General features: G+C 32.4%; 20 protein-coding genes. 10 read left to right on the plus strand and 10 right to left on the minus strand.

Annotation, left to right across the window (positions count from 1 at the left end):
• Positions 1-66 precede the first annotated feature (66 nt).
• Positions 67-627, plus strand: a complete 561-nt coding sequence (locus tag LL966_RS06190) for a Crp/Fnr family transcriptional regulator (RefSeq protein ID WP_229351288.1) — start codon at positions 67-69, stop codon at positions 625-627.
• A gap of 276 nt (positions 628-903) precedes the next feature.
• A complete protein-coding gene (locus LL966_RS06195) occupies positions 904-1,230 on the plus strand; it encodes a DMT family transporter (protein ID WP_026728926.1) in 327 nt (108 codons plus the stop codon).
• 289 nt (positions 1,231-1,519) lie between these two features.
• Here LL966_RS06195 and LL966_RS06200 read toward each other — a convergent pair whose 3' ends face one another.
• Entirely contained in the window at positions 1,520-2,557 is a 1,038-nt protein-coding gene (locus LL966_RS06200; RefSeq protein WP_229351290.1) for a ligand-binding sensor domain-containing protein, read from the minus strand.
• Positions 2,558-2,689: 132 nt separating this feature from the next.
• Here LL966_RS06200 and LL966_RS06205 point away from each other — a divergent pair, with 132 nt between their 5' ends.
• Together LL966_RS06205 and LL966_RS06210 are read left to right on the plus strand one after the other, a co-directional pair.
• The gene (locus LL966_RS06205; protein WP_229351292.1) at positions 2,690-3,556 is read left to right on the plus strand and encodes a helix-turn-helix domain-containing protein; all 867 of its coding nucleotides are present in this window, start codon (positions 2,690-2,692) and stop codon (positions 3,554-3,556) included.
• Between the two features lie 114 nt (positions 3,557-3,670).
• A complete protein-coding gene (locus tag LL966_RS06210; RefSeq protein ID WP_229351294.1) occupies positions 3,671-4,117 on the plus strand; it encodes a GNAT family N-acetyltransferase in 447 nt (148 codons plus the stop codon).
• Between the two features lie 3 nt (positions 4,118-4,120).
• On the opposite strand, the gene LL966_RS06215 is transcribed toward LL966_RS06210, so the two are convergent.
• Positions 4,121-4,984: a LysR family transcriptional regulator gene (locus LL966_RS06215; RefSeq protein WP_229351296.1), complete on the minus strand. Its 864-nt coding sequence runs from the start codon at positions 4,982-4,984 to the stop codon at positions 4,121-4,123.
• A 62-nt stretch (positions 4,985-5,046) separates the two neighbouring features.
• Between LL966_RS06215 and LL966_RS06220 the strand changes: the two genes are divergently transcribed.
• The gene (locus tag LL966_RS06220; protein ID WP_229351298.1) at positions 5,047-5,565 is read left to right on the plus strand and encodes a GNAT family N-acetyltransferase; all 519 of its coding nucleotides are present in this window, start codon (positions 5,047-5,049) and stop codon (positions 5,563-5,565) included.
• A gap of 101 nt (positions 5,566-5,666) precedes the next feature.
• Entirely contained in the window at positions 5,667-6,554 is an 888-nt protein-coding gene (locus LL966_RS06225; RefSeq protein WP_229351299.1) for a DMT family transporter, read from the plus strand.
• Between the two features lie 226 nt (positions 6,555-6,780).
• Here the strand turns inward: LL966_RS06225 and LL966_RS06230 are convergent, their stop codons facing one another.
• The 4 genes from LL966_RS06230 to LL966_RS06245 all read right to left on the minus strand — a co-directional run bounded on the left by LL966_RS06230 (position 6,781) and on the right by LL966_RS06245 (position 12,449).
• Complete coding sequence (locus LL966_RS06230; RefSeq protein ID WP_229351301.1) at positions 6,781-9,057, minus strand: ATP-binding protein; 2,277 nt, start codon at positions 9,055-9,057, stop codon at positions 6,781-6,783.
• Entirely contained in the window at positions 9,047-9,658 is a 612-nt protein-coding gene (locus LL966_RS06235) for a biliverdin-producing heme oxygenase (protein WP_229351303.1), read from the minus strand. The genes LL966_RS06230 and LL966_RS06235 overlap by 11 nt, the downstream gene beginning before the upstream one ends.
• 108 nt (positions 9,659-9,766) lie before the next feature.
• The gene (locus LL966_RS06240; protein WP_229351305.1) at positions 9,767-11,098 is read right to left on the minus strand and encodes a sensor histidine kinase; all 1,332 of its coding nucleotides are present in this window, start codon (positions 11,096-11,098) and stop codon (positions 9,767-9,769) included.
• A 1-nt stretch (position 11,099) separates the two neighbouring features.
• Positions 11,100-12,449, minus strand: a complete 1,350-nt coding sequence (locus LL966_RS06245) for a sigma-54-dependent transcriptional regulator (RefSeq protein ID WP_229351307.1) — start codon at positions 12,447-12,449, stop codon at positions 11,100-11,102.
• A gap of 285 nt (positions 12,450-12,734) precedes the next feature.
• Between LL966_RS06245 and LL966_RS06250 the strand changes: the two genes are divergently transcribed.
• From LL966_RS06250 to LL966_RS06265, 4 genes are all read left to right on the plus strand, one after another.
• A complete protein-coding gene (locus LL966_RS06250; RefSeq protein ID WP_229351309.1) occupies positions 12,735-13,445 on the plus strand; it encodes an ABC transporter ATP-binding protein in 711 nt (236 codons plus the stop codon).
• A 4-nt stretch (positions 13,446-13,449) separates the two neighbouring features.
• On the plus strand, positions 13,450-15,873 hold the full coding sequence (locus tag LL966_RS06255) for an ABC transporter permease (RefSeq protein WP_229351312.1): 2,424 nt from the start codon (positions 13,450-13,452) through the stop codon (positions 15,871-15,873).
• Entirely contained in the window at positions 15,866-18,292 is a 2,427-nt protein-coding gene (locus LL966_RS06260) for an ABC transporter permease (RefSeq protein ID WP_317207127.1), read from the plus strand. The genes LL966_RS06255 and LL966_RS06260 overlap by 8 nt, the downstream gene beginning before the upstream one ends.
• Positions 18,293-18,687: 395 nt before the next feature.
• A complete protein-coding gene (locus tag LL966_RS06265; RefSeq protein ID WP_229351313.1) occupies positions 18,688-18,831 on the plus strand; it encodes a hypothetical protein in 144 nt (47 codons plus the stop codon).
• Positions 18,832-18,844: 13 nt separating this feature from the next.
• Here the strand turns inward: LL966_RS06265 and LL966_RS06270 are convergent, their stop codons facing one another.
• From LL966_RS06270 to LL966_RS06285, 4 genes are read right to left on the minus strand one after another with little or no spacing between them, the layout of a single operon-like run.
• Complete coding sequence (locus LL966_RS06270; RefSeq protein ID WP_229351315.1) at positions 18,845-20,275, minus strand: glycosyltransferase family 2 protein; 1,431 nt, start codon at positions 20,273-20,275, stop codon at positions 18,845-18,847.
• Between the two features lie 11 nt (positions 20,276-20,286).
• The gene (locus LL966_RS06275; RefSeq protein WP_229351317.1) at positions 20,287-21,105 is read right to left on the minus strand and encodes a hypothetical protein; all 819 of its coding nucleotides are present in this window, start codon (positions 21,103-21,105) and stop codon (positions 20,287-20,289) included.
• Positions 21,106-21,107: 2 nt separating this feature from the next.
• Positions 21,108-22,322 carry a YaiO family outer membrane beta-barrel protein gene (locus LL966_RS06280; RefSeq protein WP_229351319.1) on the minus strand — a complete coding sequence of 405 codons (1,215 nt, stop codon included), beginning with the start codon at positions 22,320-22,322 and terminating at the stop codon, positions 21,108-21,110.
• On the minus strand, positions 22,322-22,687 hold the full coding sequence (locus LL966_RS06285) for a response regulator transcription factor (RefSeq protein WP_229351321.1): 366 nt from the start codon (positions 22,685-22,687) through the stop codon (positions 22,322-22,324). Before LL966_RS06285 ends, LL966_RS06280 begins: the two co-directional genes overlap by 1 nt.
• Between the last annotated feature and the right edge of the window lie 33 nt (positions 22,688-22,720).

Below are 22,720 nucleotides of genomic sequence, written 5' to 3' on the forward strand. Positions count from 1 at the left end.
TGGGATTTTTTTTGAATGAAATTTTCTGGTAGTCATTACATCTACTATCTTTAATGAAAAAATAAAATGGATATTTCAAATATTCTAGACCAAATACACTTACTTCCTGAGCAATCCAAATTGGAGCTTCAAAATAATATTTCGGAAATCGCTTTCCCGAAAGGGCATATTTTACTAAAAGCCAACAAAATAGAATTCAATATTTATTTTATAAAAAAAGGATTGGTAAGAGCATTTATTGAAAGAGATAACGAAGTAACTTTCTGGTTTGGAAAAGAAGGCGAAACAGTAATTTCGATGAAAAGTTATGTCGAAGACCAGCCTGGATACGAAAACATTGAACTTCTGGAAGATTGCGAATTGTACGAACTTAAAACCGAGAATCTTCGAAAACTGTTCCATGAAGATGTTCATATTGCCAATTGGGGACGAAAATTTGCTGAAAAAGAACTGATCAAAACTGAAGAACGTTTGATTTCTAGACAATTCAAAAATGCTTCAGAACGTTATTTGGAGTTGATGAAAGATCATCCAGAAATCATAAAAAGAGTTCAATTAGGCCATATTGCATCTTATTTAGGAATTACGCAAGTGAGTTTAAGCAGAATTCGGGCAGAATTAAAATAATCTCTTAAGAATTTATTTTCAATTCTACCCATTAGATTATATTTAAATCTGAGCAAATCTGCTTTAATCTGTGTAATCTGCGTGAAAAATTTCATATCTAAAAAAATATTTCACGCAGATTTTAAAAGATTTTAGCAGATAAATTAGATTTTAACTGTTGAACGAAACTATTTAATCTTATTTCAACTAACGGATTAAAATAAATAGATTTTTTATCATTTGTTAAATTTTTTCCGAATTCGATAAAAGAACTTTGCACCACAAAATTTTAACTATATGAACTGGATTATTTTAATCATCGCTGGCTTATTTGAAGTAGCCTTCGCCTCATGTCTTGGAAAAGCAAAAGCAACTACTGGAACTGAAATGTATTATTGGTATATTGGATTTTTTATTTCCTTAACTGTTAGTATGCTTTTATTGATGAAAGCGACAGAAACTCTTCCACTAGGAACAGCTTATGCGGTATGGACAGGAATTGGAGCCGTTGGAACAGTTTTAGTCGGTATTTTTGTTTTTAAAGAACCAGCAGCTTTCTGGAGATTGTTCTTTTTAGCAACTTTAGTTGGTTCTATTGTTGGTTTAAAAGCGGTTTCGCATTAAGAAAAACTGTTCATCGTAAAACAGAAGCTGTCTCAAAACACAGTTTTTTGTTGGACGGAATATTATAAAATTTATTTTATCTGTAAAATCCCGGCAGGGTGAAATGGTTATAGATTTACAAAAAACATAAATAAAAAAATCTCCGAAGGAGTGCTATATAAAGATCGCACAAAATATGTCACTCCTCCGGAGCTTTTTGCTGTAAACTTTTATCCTTTGTTATAAATATTTTGCTTCTCTGAAGCTTACAAAGAAAAAAATTATACATTAATAAACTCTTTTTTTTATTTTAAAAATCTGTAAGTGTCTTTCCATTATAACGATACACGCCATTCATAGAACCAAACCAAATACTTCCATCTTTAGCTTCCAAAATACCGCAAAGCATTCCCAATCCTTTTTGTGCAAATATTTCAGTAACATTTGGATTTTTATCATATAAAGATTCTTCATCATAACGTGAAAATACCCAATTCCCGTTGACCTTTAATGCACCCGTTGTCCAAATATCTCCATTTTTATCTTGTAATATCATCGAAGTTCCTTTATTTGAAACCTTTGTATAATCAATTCCGTCATAACGCCAAAGACCAAATTCAAGAACCAAAGTGTCGCCTCTCTCGCCTTTTCTGTCTTTGAGTATAGAGCCACCAAACCAAATATTGCCTTTTTTGTCTTCGATTATAGACCAAACATTGTAAAAAGGCTTCCCGTTTATTTTTTTGAACACCGTAAATTTCTTTCCATCATAATAACAAGGCTCTTCTCTGGTTCCAAACCATAATTTTCCGGTTTTATCTTCCATAATCGAAGTAACAGCATTACTTGAAAGTCCATCTTTTGTTGTAAAATTTCGAAAAGATTTTCCATCGTAACGGCTTGCGCCGCCGCCAGTAGCAAACCAAATATTACCAGCCCTATCTTCATAAATAGATCCGACGAAATTACTGGCAAGTCCGTTTCGGATTGTAAAGTGTTGAAAGCCTTTTTTATTGTAATAATAAACACCTGAATCTTTAGAAGCGAACCAAAGATTTCCTTTGCGATCTTCCAACACATCCCAAAAAGTGGGCGATTTTATCTTACTTGTTAGATTCGTAAACGTTTTTCCATCGTATCGAAAAACACCTTTGAAAGCAGCAATCAGAATATTTCCTTTTTTATCTTGCCTTATATTTCTAACCATTCCAGTCGGTCCATAGAGCGAAACTGTATCTTTCTCTGCTTTGCTAATTTGAATCGGATTGTTTGTGTGGTTGGAATCTTTACAAGAAGTAAAAAAAATAAACATCAAGAACAAAGTGTAAAGGGGTGCATATTGCTTCATTTTTTTATTGTTTTAGAAAATTGTTGAGGCAAAATTACTTTCATATTTTCCGGTTGAAGCAATTTGAATTGTAAATAAAATTGTAAACTTTGTAAATAAACTATTGACAATATGCTTTATAGCCAAAATATCTTGCAGAAGAAGTACAAATATCTATTTGGAGTGATCGCAGTTGTGTTTATTACTGTAATCTGCTTTGCTTTCAACGAGACTGGCAATAATTCTTTTGATAGTGCCAAAAGGGAAATTTTGCTTCGCAGCATCGGGCATGAAGTACTTTTACAATCAGGAGATAGTACATCTAGAGTTCTTCCGATAAAAAAGATTGACGAGAATGAATATGAAATCCAGTTTGAAAAGAGTTTTACTTTTCAACCCGACACTTTAGTTAATATTATCCGTCGTTTTTTGTCTCAAGATCCTCGAGCGTCAGATTATGTTGTGACTGTTTTGAATTCTCAAAATTCTAGTGTAATTTATGGATACGCAGTAGCAAAAAACAAAAAAAATGATGCTGTACCATGTCGAAAAAGAATGCAACCGAAAGCAAATTACACCATAAATATTAAATTCAAACCATCAAACATACAGGTTGTCGAAAATAGATATCTTTTAAGTTTGCCTCTTTGTGCTCTTGTAGGTTTCATCTTTTTTAAATCAATTAAATCACGAAAACCTTTACTGGAAAATCAAGAAAGTGATGTATTAGAATTAGGCACATTACAGTTTGAAGTAAAAAACAGAAAACTACTTACAAACAATAAAATAATAGAATTGACCGCAACCGAATCGCGACTGCTTCATATTTTTGCACTTTCTCCCAACAATACAATAGAGAGAAATCGACTTCAAAAAGAAATTTGGGAAGATGAAGGTGTCATTGTTGGACGCAGTCTGGATATGTTTATATCAAAACTTAGAAAAAAATTAGACGTCGATGCCAACGTAAATATTGTTGTTGTACGAGGTAAAGGATATAAACTTGAAATTACCAATTAGACAAAATTTCCTTTTAAATATTAATGCATTTTTAGCATCACATGATAAAAAAATAGCATTTTTAATCATTATTCTCTATTTTATCTTTGTTGAAAATTAAAGCATAAAATAAAAATGACATTTAGCCATTCTATTAAATCATTTGATGAATTAACCAATCACGAATTGTACGATTTACTTCGTTTAAGAAGTGACGTTTTTGTAGTCGAACAAAACTGTCCTTATCTTGATTTAGATAATAAAGACCAAAAAAGTTTTCATCTTTTATATTTTGTTGATAACGAATTGGCAGGTGTTACGCGTTTACTTCCCGCCGGTTTATCATACAATGAAATTGCCATAGGGCGAGTTGTAATTGCAAGATCGCATCGCGGATTGGGTTTAGGAAAAAAATTAATGGAAGCTTCAATTGCTGGCTGTGAAGAAAAATTTGGAAAGGGTTCAATTCGCATTAGTGCACAATATCATTTATCCAAATTCTATCAATCTTTAGGATTTGTAGAACAAGGAGAAGTTTATGATGAAGATGGAATTCCACATATCGGAATGCTTCGTGCCTAAAATTTAGGGAATAATCAATTTTAAAACATTAGCTAATACTGGATTATGATCTTCGGTTCGCCAGTTGATATACAAATCGGTTTCCAACGGAAGTTTAATAAATCGGATTCCTGGAATTTCATGGAAAAGATAAGAATCAGGTAAAATCGCAATTCCGAGCCCCTTTCGAACCAAAGCAATAATGGCTGAACCGAATTCGGAATGAAGATAGACTTCTGGAGCGTTCTCTAAAGAATTGAATAATCGTCTAATAAGGTCACTGTAACTGCTTCCTTCATCATTAGTTGGCAAGATAAACTTTTGAGAGGCAAGCGTTTCTTTGGTTAAATCTTCGGGAGTTTGATACGGATGATCTTCGGGTACAACAATCGCTAAATGGTCTGTATGGATTTTTTGAGATTCAATATCCTTTGCATTATTGATATCTCTTGTAATTGCCAAATCAATTTTATAATTGCGAAGAAAATCCTGCTGATTCTCATAAAGAACTTGAACCAATTTGATTTTAAGTTGCGGAAAAGCATCAGAAATACGAGATAAAATCTCAGGCATAATGGAAGCTGAAATAGAATCCGGATGAGAAATGGTAATCGTACCGCTCTCTCCCAACTGAATCTGGCGGGCAGATTGATGAATAAATTCTAATTTATTCAATTCGACTTCCCATTTTTCTTTTAGGAATTGGCCAGCAGCAGTAAGCTTGACATTTCGTTTATTGCGTTCAAACAACTGAACACCAAGCTGATTCTCTAAAGACTGAATCTGGCGACTTAGTGCAGATTGCGTGATATTCATTTTTCCGGCTGTATTCCAGAAATGAAGTTCGCGTGACAACGCTAAAAAATATTTAATTTGCTGTAAATCCATTGATGCAATTTACACATTTATTAAGAACAAAAATAGCTTTTAATGCATTAAAGAATAAAAAAATGAATTCATTAGAAATAAAAAAAGCAACAGTAGAAGATTTAAACGCGCTTCAATTAATTGGCAGACAAACGTTTTCTGAAACATTTGCGGAAGTGAATAGCAAAGAAAATATGGATAAATATCTGAATGAAAGTTTTGCAACTGAAAAGCTTTCATCAGAACTAAATAACCCTAATTCTTATTTTTATTTGGCTCTATTAGAAGAAAAAGTAGTCGGTTATCTAAAATTAAATACGGATGCTGCTCAAACGGAAAAAGAAGATTTGAATGCTTTGGAAATTGAACGTATTTACGTTGCCAAAGAATTTCACGGAAAAAAAGTCGCGCAAGCACTTTACGCTCAAGCGGAACAAACTGCCGAAGAAATACGAGCATCTTACATGTGGCTTGGTGTTTGGGAAAAAAATTTCAGAGCCGTTAGTTTCTACACCAAAAATGGTTTTGTACAATTTGACACCCATATTTTTAAATTAGGAAATGATGAACAAACTGATTTAATGATGAAAAAAGTTCTATAAATCTAGCTAGCAGTTTAAATTTAAACCCTTAGTTTGTCATTCCGAGAAATGACAAGATTGGCAGGATTTTTTAATCTAAACAAAAAGACACCTCAATTTAAATGAAAAAAAGACAATTTTTACTGCTTTTGCTAATTCTTGGCACTGCTTTCTGGGGTATCTCCTATTCGATTACCAAAATGGCAATAGGCAATTATTCTCCTAACACTTTTTTGTTTTATCGTTTCTTTCTGGCGGTAATAGTTTTGAGTATTGTTTTTTGGAAATACGTTAAAAACATGAATTTGGAAGCCATCAAAACAGGTTTTGTTCTTGCTGTTCCAATGTTTTTAGGCATCCAATTACAGACTGTTGCTCTAACATACACAACAGCTTCTCAATGTTCTTTTATTGCAGGATTAACGGTGATCATTATTCCAATTCTAAAATTAGCTCTTTATAGAACCAATACACCATTAAAAATCTGGATTGCCGCTTTGACTGCTTTAACTGGTTTGGCAATCATCGCAATACAGGACAAATTCACTATAAATTTTGGTGATTTCTTAACTATAGCGGGCGCATTTGCTTTTGCTGTTTACTTGATTTCAGTCGAAAAACATTCCATATCAAAAAATCTTTTGTATTCGATTGTTCCAATGTTCTCGTTTTGTGCTTTGTTTACTTTTTGTTTGGCATTTACAGATCCACATGCAGAATGGTTTCCAAAAAGTGATACTTTCTGGCTTGGCGTTGTTTATTGTGCTTTGTTTTCTACAGCTTTTATGTATACGGTTTCTAATATTTCTCAACGTTATTTATCTGCCGAACGCGTTGCTGTAATCTATCTGTTTGAACCTGTTTTTGGTGCTATTGGTGCTTTTTTTATTTTAGGAGAAAATCTGTCGTGGCGTTTGCTTTTGGGCGGAACTTTAATTTTTTCGGCGACCATTATTTCTGAAGTCAATTTTAAAAAGCCTAAAATCAAAATTGTCGCTGATAAAAATTAGATATTATTATTTCACCAAGATTTAAACAGATTTTAGCAGATTAAATACGATTAAATCAATAAGCGAGAATTTATTCAACAAATAGAAACATAGCTCACTATTATTAGTAAAGGCGTTTCACTTGTTTAAACAAACATAGTTGACTATGTGTTAGAAACTAGTTTCTTTCGATTAACTGTTTGTAAAAGAATAAATCTATGTTTCTATGTGTTTAAAATAATATATCTTACAATGGCAAAAGTGTATCCTCAGGATCACAAGGAAAATAAATTATAATATCAGTTCCTTCTCCAGGTTTTCCTTCGGCTCGAATATCTCCGCCAACTGCCTGCATGATTTTCTTGCATAATGCCAAACCTATACCCGATCCTGTATATTCTTCTTGCGTATGAAGTCTGGTAAAAATTTTAAAAATAGATTGGGAATAATGAGGTTCAAAACCTATTCCATTATCAGAGAAACGAACCCAATGACAATATACCTTAAACAAATCATGTATAATTACAGGCTCTTGAGAAGCCGTAATTGTAATCTTCGGTGTTCTGTCTTGCGATGCATATTTTAGCGAATTCTGAATGATGTTAACAAATAACTGTCTCATTAAAAAACCAATAGCTTGAACTTCTGGTAGTTTTTCAGATTCAATTATCGCATTGTTTTCTAGAATTGCTTCACTCATTTCTTTGATTGTCGATTCTAGAATTTCATTCAGATTTACTTCTTGCAAAGTATCTCTTGTGTTTTTAATTCGGGTATATTTTAAAATATCTTCCAATAATCCGCTCATTCTATTGGCAGATTTTGAAACTCTTTCTAATGAATTTGAAATCGATTCTGTCGAAATAACATCAATTTCTGATAACATTTTAGAAGTAATCAGCTGAATTTTACGCAAAGGCTCTTGCAAATCATGCGTACTAATCCAGTTGATATTTTCAAGTTCAGAATTGGTTTCTTTTAAGATTTCGCTTTGGCTGCGATATTTCTCCTCCTCCTCACTCAACATAATCAATATCAACTGATTATGCAAAGTATGAGTGTATTGAATCGTAGCATTAATTTCATACTGTTTCCAGTTGCTACTTTGGTTTTTTACAATTTGTTTGTAAATATTAAATGAATTCCCAGGATGTAGTCCCGTACTGTCTTTTAAAATCCTCTTTTCCGGGTCACTACCCCACTTAATTTCTGAAACCGTTTCTGGTCTAAACCATACTACGTGTCCATTATTACCTAATGTATTGTAAATAATTCCCGCAAAATTCGAATTTTCATCAAATTCCGGAAAATGGTCACTAATTTTATTTGTTGAGAAAAAATCAGTTATATCTTTACTTTTCAGTTGCCTTATTAAACTAATAATTTGATCATCAGATGGCGTAAGACCATTTTTGTAGATTTTATCTCTGGTAATAATAGATACTCCTGAGGCATTTGCAATTTCTAACAATTGTGGAGCTTGCACAATCTTCTCTATTGATTCCTTTAAAACAGGAAGATCTAGACTAGTCAATTGTTCTAATGCTAGATTCGTTTTCTGAGCACTAATATATTCATCATTTGATTGCCTTATATCTATTTGAGAAGTAATAAATTGCCCTTGAAGTTTTGCTGCAAGTCTAATTTCAGGAGATATGTTTTTCTCTGAATAATGATGACAGGCAATTAATCCCCATAATTTTCCATGATGAATAAGAGAAATAGTCAATGTTGCGCCAACTCCGATATTTTTTAAATATTCTACATGAATCGGTGACGTGCTTCTTAAAATAGAAAGACTTAAATCGAGATTTTTCCCCTCTTTATCATCAACTGTATAAATAGGAACAGGTAGATAATCGATATCTACAATCAATCTCAGCAGATTTTTAATATATAATTCTCTGGCTTGAGCTGGAATATCTGTATGTGGATAATGTAATCCTAAAAAAGGTTCTAGGTCTTCACGACAATCTTCTGCAAATACTTCTCCGTTGTATTGTTCATCAAAACGGTAAATCATTACGCGATCATAACCCGTAATTTCTCGTGTTCCCTGTGCTACAAGTGCGCACAAATCTTTAAGTGAAGTGGTTTTGTTCATCTGACTTACAAACTGAATGGTTTGTTTGTAAGCATCTGCCAATTTTTCTCTATCAACAAACAGCAATTCGGCTTCAAGAACATAAATACCGTCACTTTTATGAATGTTGATTTGAAATAATTTACCCAATAATTCTATTTCTAAAGGAAAAGCATCTCTAAACTCATCACCATTAGTGTAAGCTAAAATTTCTTCCTCGGCTGTAACGCCAAAAACTGCTGAAAAATCTTTGCCTAACATCTCAGTATGAGAAATTCCAAAATAAGTGGCAACATTTTCTGAACAGAAATCTATTTTCCATTTTAGTGTAATGCCAAGTAAAAAGCCGTGTGGCTGTATTTTGCCTGGAATATGTATGGGTTCATGTTCGCAATTGCTTAAGTTAACAAGATCGCGATTAACTATATCCTTAATCTTCATTTGTAGATGTTCGATCAAAATGCTTGTAAATACTATCAAAAGCAACAATTGCTCCTTCTATAATCTCATCTCCGCAATTATGTTCTTGTTCGTATTCGGCAAGAAAATTCAGGAAAGATTTCCAAAAACTTCCTGTTTTATCGCCATAACCGTTAAAGTAAGAAACACCATTTTCTCCTGAAAGTTCAGGCAATTTGGATACATTTTTTAAAATAAATCTTCCTCCAAGTGTCGAACCTTCTACAACATATAAAATTCCCAACGCAAAAGGAGTTGAAATTCCTTCCGTTTGAAAAACTTTTTCTGAGTTAGTTTTCTTTGAATTTAAAAATAAAAGATCATTCTCTATAAGATGTTTCTTTCTTCTTTGTTCTAAATCATCAATTAAATCAGAAAAAAGAGGAAAAATTAAACCTTCCGTATCATTATGAACGTCGTGCATTAAACTTAAATAATAAGTATATTCTTCGATTTTCATGTTTGGTGACATAATCGACATAGAAACTGGAAGTTCTTCTAATTTCTTGTGAGAATCAGAAGTTTGTGTTTTTAAATCACTAAGAAAATTAGAAGTTATTGAAGAAGTTGAATTTATACTCATTTTTTGAAAATTTCTTTATTTAGGAGAGTTTATTGGCAACTCTTCTTTCACAAATTTAAAAAAAAATATGAGCTTTTAAAATGCCTTTTTCAATAAACATTTTTAATGCTATTCAATCAGACAAATCTCAAAAATTGTTGTTTCATTTTTAGTATAATGATTGATATAACCGCCATGCGCTTCAACAATATTTTTAGATAAAGTCAAGCCTATTCCCGCGCCTTCGTTTCTTGTAGTAAAAAACGGAAGAAATATTTTGTCTTCAATTTCTTTCTCGATTCCTTTTCCATTATCCAAAATCTTTATAAAAATTCGATTGTCTTTGGCTTCAGCCGAAATTATAATTTGTTTGGAAATCGTATTGGCTAATGCATTAATCGAATTTGTCATCAGATTAATCAATACTTGCTCAATCTGCTGCTGATCTACATAAATTCGATATTTCCCTTTAATAGTATTAACAACTTCAATATTTTCTTTCTTAAACAACGGATTCATGATTTGAATACAGTTGTCAATCAAATCCTGTAAGGTTACCTCTTCTTTTTTAGGAGATGGAAGCATCGCCAGCTTTCGGTAGCCTTCAACAAATTTCTGCAAATGATCGCTTCTTCTGAGCATAGTTTGCACGCTATGTTTGATGTCTTCCAAATCTTCTGTAGAAAGCGAATCTTGCTCTACCAAATCTTCCAAATTTTGACAAATGGAACGAATTGGCGTAATCGAATTTAAAAGTTCGTGCGAAATGACTTTCATCAAATTTATCCAAGCATCTTTTTCCTTTTTTTCGACCACATTCTGAATCGAATCTAATAAAACGATAAAATAATCCTGTTCAAAAATTTCAGTTCGAGAAGCTTGAAGAACAAAGGTATGTTTACTTTGTTCGTTGATACTAATTTCTAATGAAGTTTTAACTTCATGAAAACCATCTTCTTCCAGAATTTCACACAAAGACGGCAATTGATTTTTAAGATATTTCCATTTTGAAACTTTCGGAACATTAAAATGACTCGAAAAATAATCATTCATTAAAAAAATACTCCAGTCGTCTTCTTGTTTTTGCAAAATTATGATTCCCGTTTCAATATTATTCAAAATAGAGCGATAAATAATATCTCTAGAAATCTGTTCGTTACGATTGTCTTTCAGAGTTTCATAGAGCTGAAATAAATCGCCATAATTTTTGTTGATTTTATGTTTTGAAAAATCTGACGTAAAATCGTTCTGCAAAATCGATGAAATGGTTTTATTGTAAAGCAAAACCATATTTTGAACATAAAAATACATTTCGCGACCCAACAGAAAAACCATGCACAATCCAAATATTCCTGTAAAAAACAAACCAGTTTTAAAGAAGAAAATAGACAATTCTATTCCGATCACGATCAGAATTAATCGTAAAAAAATGAGTTTATAAGTTTGTACCGTTTTAAACATATTAACTGATATTGATATTGTATTTTTCTAAGCGTCGATACAGAGCTCCTCTTGACAAGCCAAGTTCTGCAGCGGTTTTACTGATGTTATTGTTGTTTTTGAGAAGAGCTTTTTCGACCGTTATTTTTTCTACAGAAGACAGCTGTATATCATCGGCATTTTCTTCGTAAGGCGTAATGATTTCCAAATCTAAATCAGCAACCGTAATGATATTGTTTTCACAAAGAATGACGGCACGCTCGATTTTATTTTCCATTTCTCTAATATTTCCGTTCCAAGCGTGTTTTTCAATTTGTTCGAGTACTTTTTTGTCAAATTTGATCTCATCACGTGTGTATTTTTCAATCATTTTATCCAAAAGATATTCGGCAAGCGGAATTTTGTCTTCGTTTCTTTCTCTAAGCGGTGGCAAAACAATTTCCATTGTATTAATGCGATAATACAAATCTTCACGGAAGTTTTTCTCTGCAACTTCTAGTTTTAAATTCAAATTAGTTGCGGTAATAATTCGAACGTTTAAAGGTCTTGGTTTTGTTTCTCCCAATCTCGTCACCGTTTTAGTCTGAATAACCTGCAATAATTTGGATTGCAGATGAAGCGGAACATTTCCTATTTCATCCAAAAAAATAGTGCCATTCTGCGCCATTTCAAAACGTCCTGCCGTATCCGATTTTGCGTCGGTAAAAGCTCCTTTTGCATAACCGAATAATTCACTTTCGAAAATATTAGAATTTAAAGAACCCAGATCAACTGCGATAAACGGCTGATTTTTTCTTTCAGATTGTAAATGGATATGATGTGCAAGAACAAATTTTCCTGTTCCGTTTTCTCCCAAAATCAAAACATTAGCATCCGTTTTGGCAACTTTATCGGCTAAAGAATAGGCTTTTTTTATAATTTCTGAATTGCCTGTAAAGAAGTCATTTTTAATTGCCACTTCTTTTACATTTTTCTGTTCTTTTCTAGATTTATCTACAGCTAGTTTAACCGATTCTAACAGCTTTTTATTTTCCCAAGGTTTTAAAATATAATCAAAAGCGCCTGACTTTAACCCTTCTACCGCGGTTTCTACTTTTCCAAAAGCGGTCATTAAAATCACAACTGTTTTGGGCGATAACGTTTTTATTTCTTTCAGTAAATACAAGCCTTCTCTCCCGTCTTCAAAACCTATTCTGTAATTCATATCCAACAAGACGACATCGATGGCATTTTTCGACAATAATTCGACAATATTTTTGGGATTATTAAGCGTATAAATGTTCTCAAAATACTTTTTCAAATAGACTTTTGAAGCAAAAAGGATGTCTTCTTGATCGTCGATGATTAAAATTGAAGCGTTGGTCTTTTTCATTGTTGTTCAGTTTTGGACGAAAGGTGTCCATTTATGGACAGTTTGAGTTTTTATTAAAATATAATCACCTAAAAACAAATGAGTTACAAGGTTTAATTTCTTGGCATGAAAATCACTTTATAACTGGTAAATCATTAATTATTAAAGCCTTTCGGAGGTACAAATAACAAAATAAATAGCGATAATTTGAAAATAATTTATCTTAATTTTCAGACTTGTTTCTGTCATTTCCGAAGGCATAAAATTTTAAAAGAAAAATCAATCAAAAACTAAAACAATCAATTTATGATTACCATCAAAAAACTTTCAAAAGTATTTAGAACTGAGGAACTGGAAACAAGAGCATTAAGTGAAATATCACTAACGATCAATCAAGGCGATTTTGTGTCTATCATGGGGCCATCCGGAAGCGGAAAATCGACTTTATTAAACATTATCGGACTTTTAGACAGTGCTTCAGATGGAAGTTACGAGCTTCTTGGGCAGGAAATGGTCGGCTTAAAAGAAAAACTAAAATCTCAGGCAAGAAAAGAAAACATTGGATTTATCTTCCAGAACTTCAATTTAATTGATGAATTATCGGTTTTTGATAATATCGAACTGCCGTTGATTTACAACAACGTTCCGGCTTCTGAAAGAAAAAATAGAGTAAATGAAATTGCCAAAATATTAGGAATTGCGCACCGCCTAAAACATTATCCGCAGCAACTTTCAGGCGGACAGCAGCAGCGTGTTGCCGTAGCGAGAGCATTAATCAATAATCCGAAAATTATTTTGGCCGATGAGCCAACTGGAAATCTAGACAGCAAAAACGGAAATGAAGTGATGGAACTTTTAACCGATCTTCATGCCAGCGGTTCTACAATTTTGATGGTAACACACTCCGATTATGACGCTTCTTTTTCGCAGAAAACCATTCTAATGAAAGACGGAATGATTCTTTCTGAAAAGGTAAATCATAGAAATGTGGATGTTTTAGTAAACTCAAAAAACTAGGGTTATGCTGAAAAATTGGATTAATATATTTGTATATCAAATTAAGAATAACAAGCTTTTTACGGCTTTGAATGTTCTCGGCTTGAGTATTGGAATTGCAGGATTAATTTTTGCCATTTTGTACTGGAATGACGAAAAAAGTTACGATCAATGGAATCCTAATAAAGAAAGTGTTTTTTTGGTAGCCAACCAGATGGATGCAACTACATATTGGGCTTCGAGTTCTGCTCCTATTGGTGCTTCTATAAAAGAAGTCTCTCCCGAAGTTGAATCTTTTTGTTATGTCAATGGTAATTACGATAATGAAATTATTCGTTACAACGACAAAAAAATTCAGTCTCAAAATGTGCTAGTAGCCCAACAAAACTTCTTTGATTATTTTCCTTATCCATTTATTGAAGGCAGTGCAAAAAAAGGTCTTATTGATGGCAACAGTATTTGTTTGTCAGAAGATCTGGCAAAACAGCTTTTTGGCGATGAACCTGCATTTGGCAAAAAAATAATCTTGCAAAATCAGGTTGTAGTGGTGAGAGGTGTTTATCAACTCGATAAGAAATCCATTTTTAACCCTTCTTGCGTGGTAAATTTTATGGACTTACGCATAAAAAACAGCATTCAGCAATGGGGAAATTTTCAATACATTCTTTTATTAAAACTAAAAAATCCAGCTCAGGCAGATTTTGTGACCAAAAGTCTCGCTAAAGTTTATTACGAAAATATGACCTTGCCTCGTGCAGAAGATCAAGGCATGAAACCCGAAGAGTACATTAAGAAATTTGGTCAAGTAATACCTCATTTAGAAGCTTTAGGGACAATACGTCTGCACACCAAAACTGGCGGACTTATCGAATCTAATGGAAATTATCAGCTTCTCATGATTATTGTGGGATTGTCGGTACTAATTCTCGCGCTATCCATTGTAAATTACATTAATTCTGCCACGGCCAATGCGGTAAAACGTGCTAAAGAAGTTGGAGTTAGAAAAATAATTGGAGCTTCTAAATCCAATATTATACAGCAGTTTATATTTGAAACGGCAATTATTTCAATTATTTCCATTTTGATTTCACTTGTAATAGTAGAACTTTCTCTTCCTTATTATAATGTTTTTTTAGAAAAAAAATTGGTCATACAAAGCAATCAGTTTTATCTTCAGCTCAGCGCTATTTTTGTAATTCTTGTAGTTGCAGCAGGAATATTCCCAGCTGTATATGTATCTAATTTTGAAGTTTTAAAGGTTCTAAGAGGAAATTTTGCCCGAAGTAAAAGCGGTGTTTGGCTTAGAAATGGAATGCTGATATTTCAATTTGCCGTTGCTTCTTTCTTTATCATCGGTTCTTATATCGTACACCAGCAGATTAACCACATGAATTCTAGAGATTTAGGTTTTAAAGGAAATCAGGTTTTAAATATCTCTTATCGGAATGTTTATGGAGAAAAAATTTCCAACAACTTCCGCATGAACAAGTACGAGCAAATAAAAAATGAATTACATCGTATTAAAGGCGTACAGCAAGTTGCAGGCGGTGGATTTGTTCTTGGATATGGTGCAAAATCTGTAATATCGTATCATCATAAAGATATCAATATAGACGGAAATAATGTTCCTGTAGACTTTGGTGTACTTGAAATGATGGATGTAAAACTTGCAAAAGGGCGTTTTTTAAGTCCCGAATATTCTCAAGACACTATAAATTCGATGTTAATTAATGAAACTGCTTTAAAATTATTAAACGAAAAAGATCCGATTGGAAAAAAGATAAACTGGGATAGTAAAGAAGCTATTATTGTGGGAGTAGTTAAAGATTTTAATATCGGAAATCCAGGTGAGCCAATTCCTCCAATTACTATTTTTCATTTTAAAAGCGTGCCTTGGTTTAGCAATCTTTTAAACAATATTTATGTAAAAGCAGACCCGACGACAATGCAGCAAACTATTGCCGATATAGAAAAGGTTTGGTCAAGAAAAGTAGATTCAAATTATCCTTTTACTTTTGATTTTGTTGATAAAGAATACGCAAGATCTTATCAAAACTATGTAAAACAAAGAAATCTTTTCAGTTTACTTAATATTTTCGTTATCGTAATTGCACTCATCGGATTGTTTGCTTTAGCTTCTTTTTCTATTGAAAGAAGAATGAAAGAGATTGCGATTCGAAAAACACTCGGCGCAGAAACAAATGTTTTACTAAAAGAGCTTTGCAAACAATATATCGTTTTTAGTATTATTGGATTTCTTATTGCTTTACTTCCAGCTTATTATTTGCTTAACAAATGGCTTGAAAATTTTGCTTACAGAATTGGAATTTCTGTTTATCCTTTCTTAATCGGTTTTACTATTTTACTGGCTTTGACTTTAGCAGTTGTTCTTTCCAGAGCCTATCAAGCAACAAAAGTGGATGTTTTGAAATATTTAAAATATGAATAAGATGCTAAGAAACTGGATCAATATATTTATCTATCAAATAAAGAGCAACAGACTTTTTACTGCTCTCAATATTCTCGGATTATCAATAGGAATAGCAGGTTTGATTTTTGCGCTTCTTTATTGGAACGACGAACAAAATTATAATGCCTGGAATCCTGAAAAAGATAATGTTTATCAGGTTTTGGTTCAACTAAGCGATATGCCCGCCATGTCAGATTGTGCCTTATTCCTAAAAACGGCTTTAGACCAAGATCCAAATGTTAAATCTATATTATATGCTGATAGCTGGTATCAAAAGGATAAAATTATTTACAAAGGAAAAAAGGAGTTTGTAGATAAAATTATCAATGTCGAACAAAATTTCTTTTCTTTTTTTCCTTTCGAAATTATTAAGGGTGATGCAATTTCAGCTATAAAGGATGATTCCAGCATTGCTATTTCAGATAGTATGGCTAAAAGGATTTTTGGAAATGAAAACCCCATTGGAAAACAAATAAAATGCTTTGACCAATTGTTTTCTGTAAGGGCAGTTTACCATATTCCCGGAAATTCTTCGATTGCGCCAAATGTCATCATCAATAAAATGAAACAATATACAACTTCCGGATTGACGGGTCCGTTTGTTTTAAAGTTATTATTAAAAGTAAAAGACCCGTCAAAAGTTGATCTTACAAGGCAGAAACTCGAAAGAATTTACAACCATGATTTTATTGCGATAATTGCCAAGGAAGCAGGTTTTACAGTCGAAGTTATGACTAAAAAAGTGGGGCATTTTACAGTTATTCTTGAGCCTTTAGCAAAAGCTAGATTGCATTCGATTATAGATGGTTATCCTGAAACACGAGGAAATTTTCAGTTTTTAATAATCATGATGGGTTTGTCTTTATTGATTCTCGTTTTGTCAATTGTTAATTACATCAATCTTGCAACTGCTAATGCTGTAAAGCGTGCGAAAGAAGTTGGAGTTCGTAAAATTTCGGGTGCATCAAAAGGCGATATTATTAGTCAGTTTCTTTTTGAAACAGTTTTAATCACGACTTTTTCTATTTTACTGGCGTTAGTAATTGTAGAGTTGACTTTACCATATTACAACAACTTTTTAAACAAGAATATTCTACTTCTTGCCAGTCAGTTTTATATACAATTGATATTGATTTTTATCATTACAATTTTGACGGCAGGATTATTTCCAGCCATATATATATCTAATTTTGAAACATTTAAAGTTCTGAAAGGAAATTTCGAAAGAAGCAAAAACGGTATCTGGTTACGCAACGGAATGCTTATTTTTCAGTTTGCTATTGCTTCCTTTTTTATTATTGGCTCAAATATCGTATACCAGCAAATTAAATTTTTACAGAATAAAGATCTGGGTTTCAAAGGCGATCAGATAATTTCGGTTTCCTTAAATTTTCCATCAGTTGATTATCAGGGAGAAAATGCAGCTCAAAATATTTACAACAAATACAACGTCATAAAACAGCAACTCAGCAAAATTAAAGGAGTCGAACAAATCTCCACGGGCCTCATTGCGTTTGATGGTTCAGACAATTCTCTAGCGGGGGTTTTATACAATGATGAACTTTTTAAACAACGCGTTATCCCTTTAGATTTTGGCATGTTCGAAATGTTGAACATAAAAATAATTAAGGGAAGAAATTTTGATAAAAAACTGGCTTCAGATACTATAAATTCTGTGATCATAAATGAAAGCGCCTTAAAATTAATTAATCTTAAAGATCCACTCGGGAAGGAACTTGTAATTCGGGAGAAGAAATTAAAAATAATTGGTATTAGTCAAGATTTCAATTTATTAAGCCCTGAACTAAAGGTTCCGCCAATTGCTTTTTACAATATTAAAATGTTTGGTATGTCGCAAAACATTAACAAAGTTTATGCAAAACTAAAACGGGATGATATGGAAAACACTATTGCCGATATCGAAAAATTATGGTCGAAAGTGGATCCCGAATATCCCTTTCGATACGACTTTGTAGACAATCAATATGCAAGAACCTATGAAGCTTATGTAAAACAAAAAAATCTTTTTTCACTGTTGAATGTAATCGTGATTCTTATTGCCTTGTTTGGATTGTTTGCATTGGCTTCGTATTCAATTCAAAGAAGAATGAAAGAAATTGCAATTCGAAAAACTTTGGGAGCAGAAACAAATATTTTATTAAGAGAATTATCCAAACAATATGTTGTGTATTGTGCAATCGGGTTTCTAATGGCGATTTTTCCAGCTTATTTTTTATTGCAAAAATGGCTTAACAACTTCGCTTTTAGAATCGAAATTCCAATTTTACCTTTTATATATTCTTTTATTTTACTTTTATTTTTAACGTTGCTAATTGTTTTGGCAAAAGCCTATCAAGCTACTAAAATGGATATTTTACGTTATTTAAAATACGAGTAAAATTATTTCATTACAAAAAAAATAGTTTTAAAAGCTGTATAGTGTTATTTACCTATACGGCTTTTTTTCCTTTTAGAATGAAGTAAAACTATCTCAGTCTAATGATTTTGACATTCGTCACTACATGTAAACGTAAAAAGGCATTCAAACCATTAAAAAAAAATCTTTAACATTTAAATGGATTTCGTAATATATTAAGTTACCAAAAAATGCGAGCAAAGGCGCTATGTTGCGAACAGATTTGGATTAAAAAAAAGATTTTCAAACACTTAAAAAAAAGCTAAATAAAAAATGATTTAGATTTTTTTATTTTTTTTTAATATATTTATAAAATAAAGCTCAAAACTATCCATCTAAAATTATTAAAAATGGAAAAAATAACCTCCAAATCACTAATGTTACTATCCGTTGGAATTTTCATTATCGCCGTTTCCCTAATCGTTCCTCATTTTGTAAAGATTTCCGATTTATCTAGAGGTTTAATTGTCGGAATGGGTCTAGGTATGTTGTTATTGGCTCTTAGCCCAAAAAGAATCTAGATTATATTTTCATTTACTTCTTAGCAAATCCTTTTCTAGTCATTTCGCCCCAGCCTTTAGTTCCCATAATTTTTTCTTTGTAACCAATTAAAGCTGAATAAACCGTAAGCGGATGAAAATAAATGGGCTCTATAAATGCGGCCATTAAAAGCTTAAAAAAATCGGTTTGTTTAGGATATTTGTGATAGGTTCTTTCTTCGCTAAACAAAGCAATAACAGAAAAGAAAACAGCAAAAGAGTAAACAAATAAAAGCAATAGTAAAAAGAAATGCCAGTTTAATAATCCGAATAATATAAAGATTACGGTTATTACAAGGCCAACAAATTCTATTCCTGGAGCCAAAAACTCAAACAATGTCCAATACGGAACACTTAACATTCCTAAAAGCTTGTATTTTGGATTAAGAAACATTTTTTTGTGAAAACTTAGTGTTTCAATTGTTCCTCTCATCCATCTGCTTCTTTGCTTTTTGAATATCGTAAAATCTTCTGGAGCTTCTGTCCAACACAACGGATCTGGAATATAGCTTACTGCGTAAGGCAATTTATTTTCGAGCATATAACGACGCATTCTCACAATCAGTTCCATGTCTTCGCCAACAGTTTTTGTGCTGTAACCACCCGATAAAATAGCAATTTCTTTATCAAAAGCACCAAATGCACCACTTATTAATAAAAGTCCGTCTAACCTTCCCCATGCCATTCTTCCCAAAAGAAATGCTCTCAAATATTCTAAAACCTGAATTCTAGGCAACATTACGTCAGGAATATTTACCTCAACCAAACGTCCATTTTTAATAATACATTGATTGGCAATTCGCACCACACCTCCAGTGGCAATAATTCTTTTTCCTTGAGATTCTAAAAATGGTTTTGCTAGTTTTAAGAGTGAATCTTTATCTAGAATACAATCCACATCAATACAAACCACATAGGGATTCTGTGCAATATTTAGTCCTACATTCAAAGCATCTGCTTTACCTCCATTTTCTTTGTCTACAACTATTAATTTTTTAAAAGCTGCATTTCTAGACGTATAAATTCCTTTTATTTTTTTGGTTTCTATTTTAGGATGAATAGCAAAATCTCCCAAAACAAGATCGTATGTTTTGATTAAGATTTCCATTGAATTGTCTTTGCTCCCATCGTTTACAACAATAACCTGATAGTTATTATAATTTAATGAAAGTAGAGATTTTACATTTTCTTCAATAGTCAAACCCTCATTATACGCCGGTGCAATCAAGGAAAGTTTTGGTGCAAATTCGCTGGTTAGAAGCACTTCATAATCTACAAAGCTGTTTTTCTTCAGATAGGCTCTTAATTCTTTTTGAGAAAGATAGGCCAATATCAAATAGGAAGACATAATCAGAATAGCATACCCCAATATAAGAAGTATGTACACATCTAAAAGCCAAGTTATGTCTGTATTAAAAAAAGTCATTCTATTGCTGCTTATACGGTTAATGCCTGTAAGACACTTTGTGCTTCATATTTGATAGTCGCGTTTGGAGCATTAGTGCTCAATTCTGCTACAAAAGGAACTTTTTGTGTCAGTTTCAACTCTTTTATAAGTTTCAATCCTAAAGAAACTACTGTCGTATTTTGTGATTCCAGTAAAAGTTCTACACCTTTTGTATCTCCAATATCGTGTTTTTTGAATGCGCTAATAATATTTACCTGAGTCCATTCATCAATAATATCATCGTGCTCCGTCAAATGGACAATTCCTTTTGTTCCTTCTAATTTAATTCCAGCATTGATAGCTGTAATTTTTAAAGTTTTATTTCGGGCTTTTGCACACGCTATAATCTGATTAAAAGCTTCCTTAATATTAAATTCAGCAAGTTCTGTAATTCCTTTGCATTTTATTTCCCATTTAAAATTTTTCAGCTTTTTAAAAGAATCTTTTATTAATCCTGAATCTTTGTAAAATTGTTCTAATTTTTGGGCATAAACACCTTCATAATTTTTATGAAGATTGATCAAGGTTTCTGTCAAAACTTCTCTGAAGAAATTCGTATCAAAAAGCACCAAGAAATTTTTATCCTTCTTTATTTCAGAATAAAGTACATCTTGAAAAATTACAGAAGACAAGACTTTTTCAATTAAAACATCGTATTCAAGTCTTCTTTTTTCTCTTTTAATGTTTCGATTTCTACTTCCGACAATTATGAGATAAAAGACAAACGAGGCTAATACAAACAAATAAATTGAAAATGTCAGGAAAGGTATTTCCCACTCGCCGCTTTTGTATAGTTCCCAAAGGTTCATATCTAAAAACGTTTCGTTACAATTAGCTGTACATTAAACCTATTTCTATATTGTCCTGGAATATATTCTTCATCTTCATAAAGAAAAATTGGACGTACAAAAAACGAATCACCAAAACGATGCTGATACTGAACTCCGATTCTATACGCTTTTAAAGGCTGTGTAAAATTGTTGTACAAATACAAATAAGGAACATTTCCGTATTGAAGTTCTAATCTAATAATTCGCTCTTTTTCTTCATTCGTTCTTTGAATACTTAAAACATGAGAAAACAATTCGTTTGAAGTATCATAATACGGTCTGTAGGCAAAAGAATAAATTCCTGGATTATAAGCGAGCTGTCCTGTTAACAAGGTAATATCATCAGAATCAAAATGCATAAATCTAGCTCCAAGAGAATATTCAAATTTTTTATACGGTTTAAAATAATATTCTAAACCTGCTTTTGCTACTGGAAAAATCGTTTCTCCTGTTGACAATCCTGCATTTGCGTACAAATAACTTTTGTTAGAAAAGGTCTGATAAAAATCAGTTTCAAACAGCATTTGGGTTTCATTGCTTACGTTTCCGATATTCGCTCTTCCAACAATGGCAGATTTGCTGAATTTATGTGAATACTCCGCATATCCATAATGAAATGGAGATTGACCAGGATCTGAAGTAGAAATATTCAAATAAGAAACCGATACTGCATTTTTTGCTTTACGCCCGATTAATGTTCGAATTCCTTTAAACGCCTGAGTACTATTATCTGCAAAAGAAGCTTTTTCTATCAATTCTAAAGCTTCTTGATCGCGATTTAGTTTTTCTAAGCAAGTCGCTTTTATTTGAATAATCTCAACTGATTTTGGATTAATGGCTAAATATGTATCGCAATACAAATTACATTTCTCAAAATTCTCCGACCAGAAATAAACATTGATGATGGCTTGCAGTGCTTCTATATTCGGATTAACTCGGTCTGTTAATGGCGATAAAACTTTTATTGCCGTTTTATAGTCTTTTTTCCAGCTGTAAATTCGTCCCGTATACGTTTGAATATCTTCGTCTTGCGGATATTTAGCACGCAAAGGATCCATTAGTGTTAAAGCTTTGTCGTAGTTTCCTTTTTCAACTTCTCGTTTTGCATTAGCTAAAGTTTCATCGACATTTGTTTCCTGAGCAAATGTAATGAAGGAAATAAATAAAAGGCAGATAGAATAATATATAGATTTCATTAGACGCGTTTATTTAGTAGTTTATTAATTCTCACTAAAAGCACCGCTGGACTTACTGGTTTTGCAATAAACTCATTGGCTCCAAGATCAAACGAATCTAATTCTGTCTGTTCAACACCAGAAGATGTCAATATTATGATCGGAATATCAGATTGAAGCGTTTCTCTAACATATTGCGTAATTTCCATTCCGCTTATGCCGGGCATATTGATATCGGTAAGAATCAGATTGTAATCAGTATTTTCTATAGCATCGAGTGCGTCTTTACCATCAGAAAACTGGTCAACACTAAATCCTTTAGATTCTAAGAAAAAAGATAATGATTTGCGTAGGATGTCATTATCTTCAGCTAAAATTATTCTCATTTTTTAAAATTTTAAACTTGGGGCAAAAATTTA

This window comes from Flavobacterium chungbukense (assembly GCF_020805785.1).
In the GTDB taxonomy this organism is placed as follows: Bacteria; Bacteroidota; Bacteroidia; order Flavobacteriales; family Flavobacteriaceae; genus Flavobacterium; species Flavobacterium chungbukense.

Bases quoted from the DNA above. Each gene is read 5' to 3' on its own strand.
- LL966_RS06275 (WP_229351317.1), bottom strand. From the start codon at position 21,105: ATGAACCTTTGGGAACTATACAAAAGCGGCGAGTGGGAAATACCTTTC.
- LL966_RS06215 (WP_229351296.1), bottom strand. From the start codon at position 4,984: ATGGATTTACAGCAAATTAAATATTTTTTAGCGTTGTCACGCGAACTT.
- LL966_RS06200 (WP_229351290.1), bottom strand. From the start codon at position 2,557: ATGAAGCAATATGCACCCCTTTACACTTTGTTCTTGATGTTTATTTTT.
- LL966_RS06260 (WP_317207127.1), top strand. From the start codon at position 15,866: ATGAATAAGATGCTAAGAAACTGGATCAATATATTTATCTATCAAATA.
- LL966_RS06220 (WP_229351298.1), top strand. From the start codon at position 5,047: ATGAATTCATTAGAAATAAAAAAAGCAACAGTAGAAGATTTAAACGCG.
- LL966_RS06280 (WP_229351319.1), bottom strand. From the start codon at position 22,322: ATGAAATCTATATATTATTCTATCTGCCTTTTATTTATTTCCTTCATT.
- LL966_RS06240 (WP_229351305.1), bottom strand. From the start codon at position 11,098: ATGTTTAAAACGGTACAAACTTATAAACTCATTTTTTTACGATTAATT.
- LL966_RS06250 (WP_229351309.1), top strand. From the start codon at position 12,735: ATGATTACCATCAAAAAACTTTCAAAAGTATTTAGAACTGAGGAACTG.
- LL966_RS06225 (WP_229351299.1), top strand. From the start codon at position 5,667: ATGAAAAAAAGACAATTTTTACTGCTTTTGCTAATTCTTGGCACTGCT.
- LL966_RS06245 (WP_229351307.1), bottom strand. From the start codon at position 12,449: ATGAAAAAGACCAACGCTTCAATTTTAATCATCGACGATCAAGAAGAC.
- LL966_RS06195 (WP_026728926.1), top strand. From the start codon at position 904: ATGAACTGGATTATTTTAATCATCGCTGGCTTATTTGAAGTAGCCTTC.
- LL966_RS06255 (WP_229351312.1), top strand. From the start codon at position 13,450: ATGCTGAAAAATTGGATTAATATATTTGTATATCAAATTAAGAATAAC.
- LL966_RS06270 (WP_229351315.1), bottom strand. From the start codon at position 20,275: ATGACTTTTTTTAATACAGACATAACTTGGCTTTTAGATGTGTACATA.
- LL966_RS06230 (WP_229351301.1), bottom strand. From the start codon at position 9,057: ATGAAGATTAAGGATATAGTTAATCGCGATCTTGTTAACTTAAGCAAT.
- LL966_RS06235 (WP_229351303.1), bottom strand. From the start codon at position 9,658: ATGAGTATAAATTCAACTTCTTCAATAACTTCTAATTTTCTTAGTGAT.
- LL966_RS06285 (WP_229351321.1), bottom strand. From the start codon at position 22,687: ATGAGAATAATTTTAGCTGAAGATAATGACATCCTACGCAAATCATTA.
- LL966_RS06190 (WP_229351288.1), top strand. From the start codon at position 67: ATGGATATTTCAAATATTCTAGACCAAATACACTTACTTCCTGAGCAA.
- LL966_RS06210 (WP_229351294.1), top strand. From the start codon at position 3,671: ATGACATTTAGCCATTCTATTAAATCATTTGATGAATTAACCAATCAC.
- LL966_RS06265 (WP_229351313.1), top strand. From the start codon at position 18,688: ATGTTACTATCCGTTGGAATTTTCATTATCGCCGTTTCCCTAATCGTT.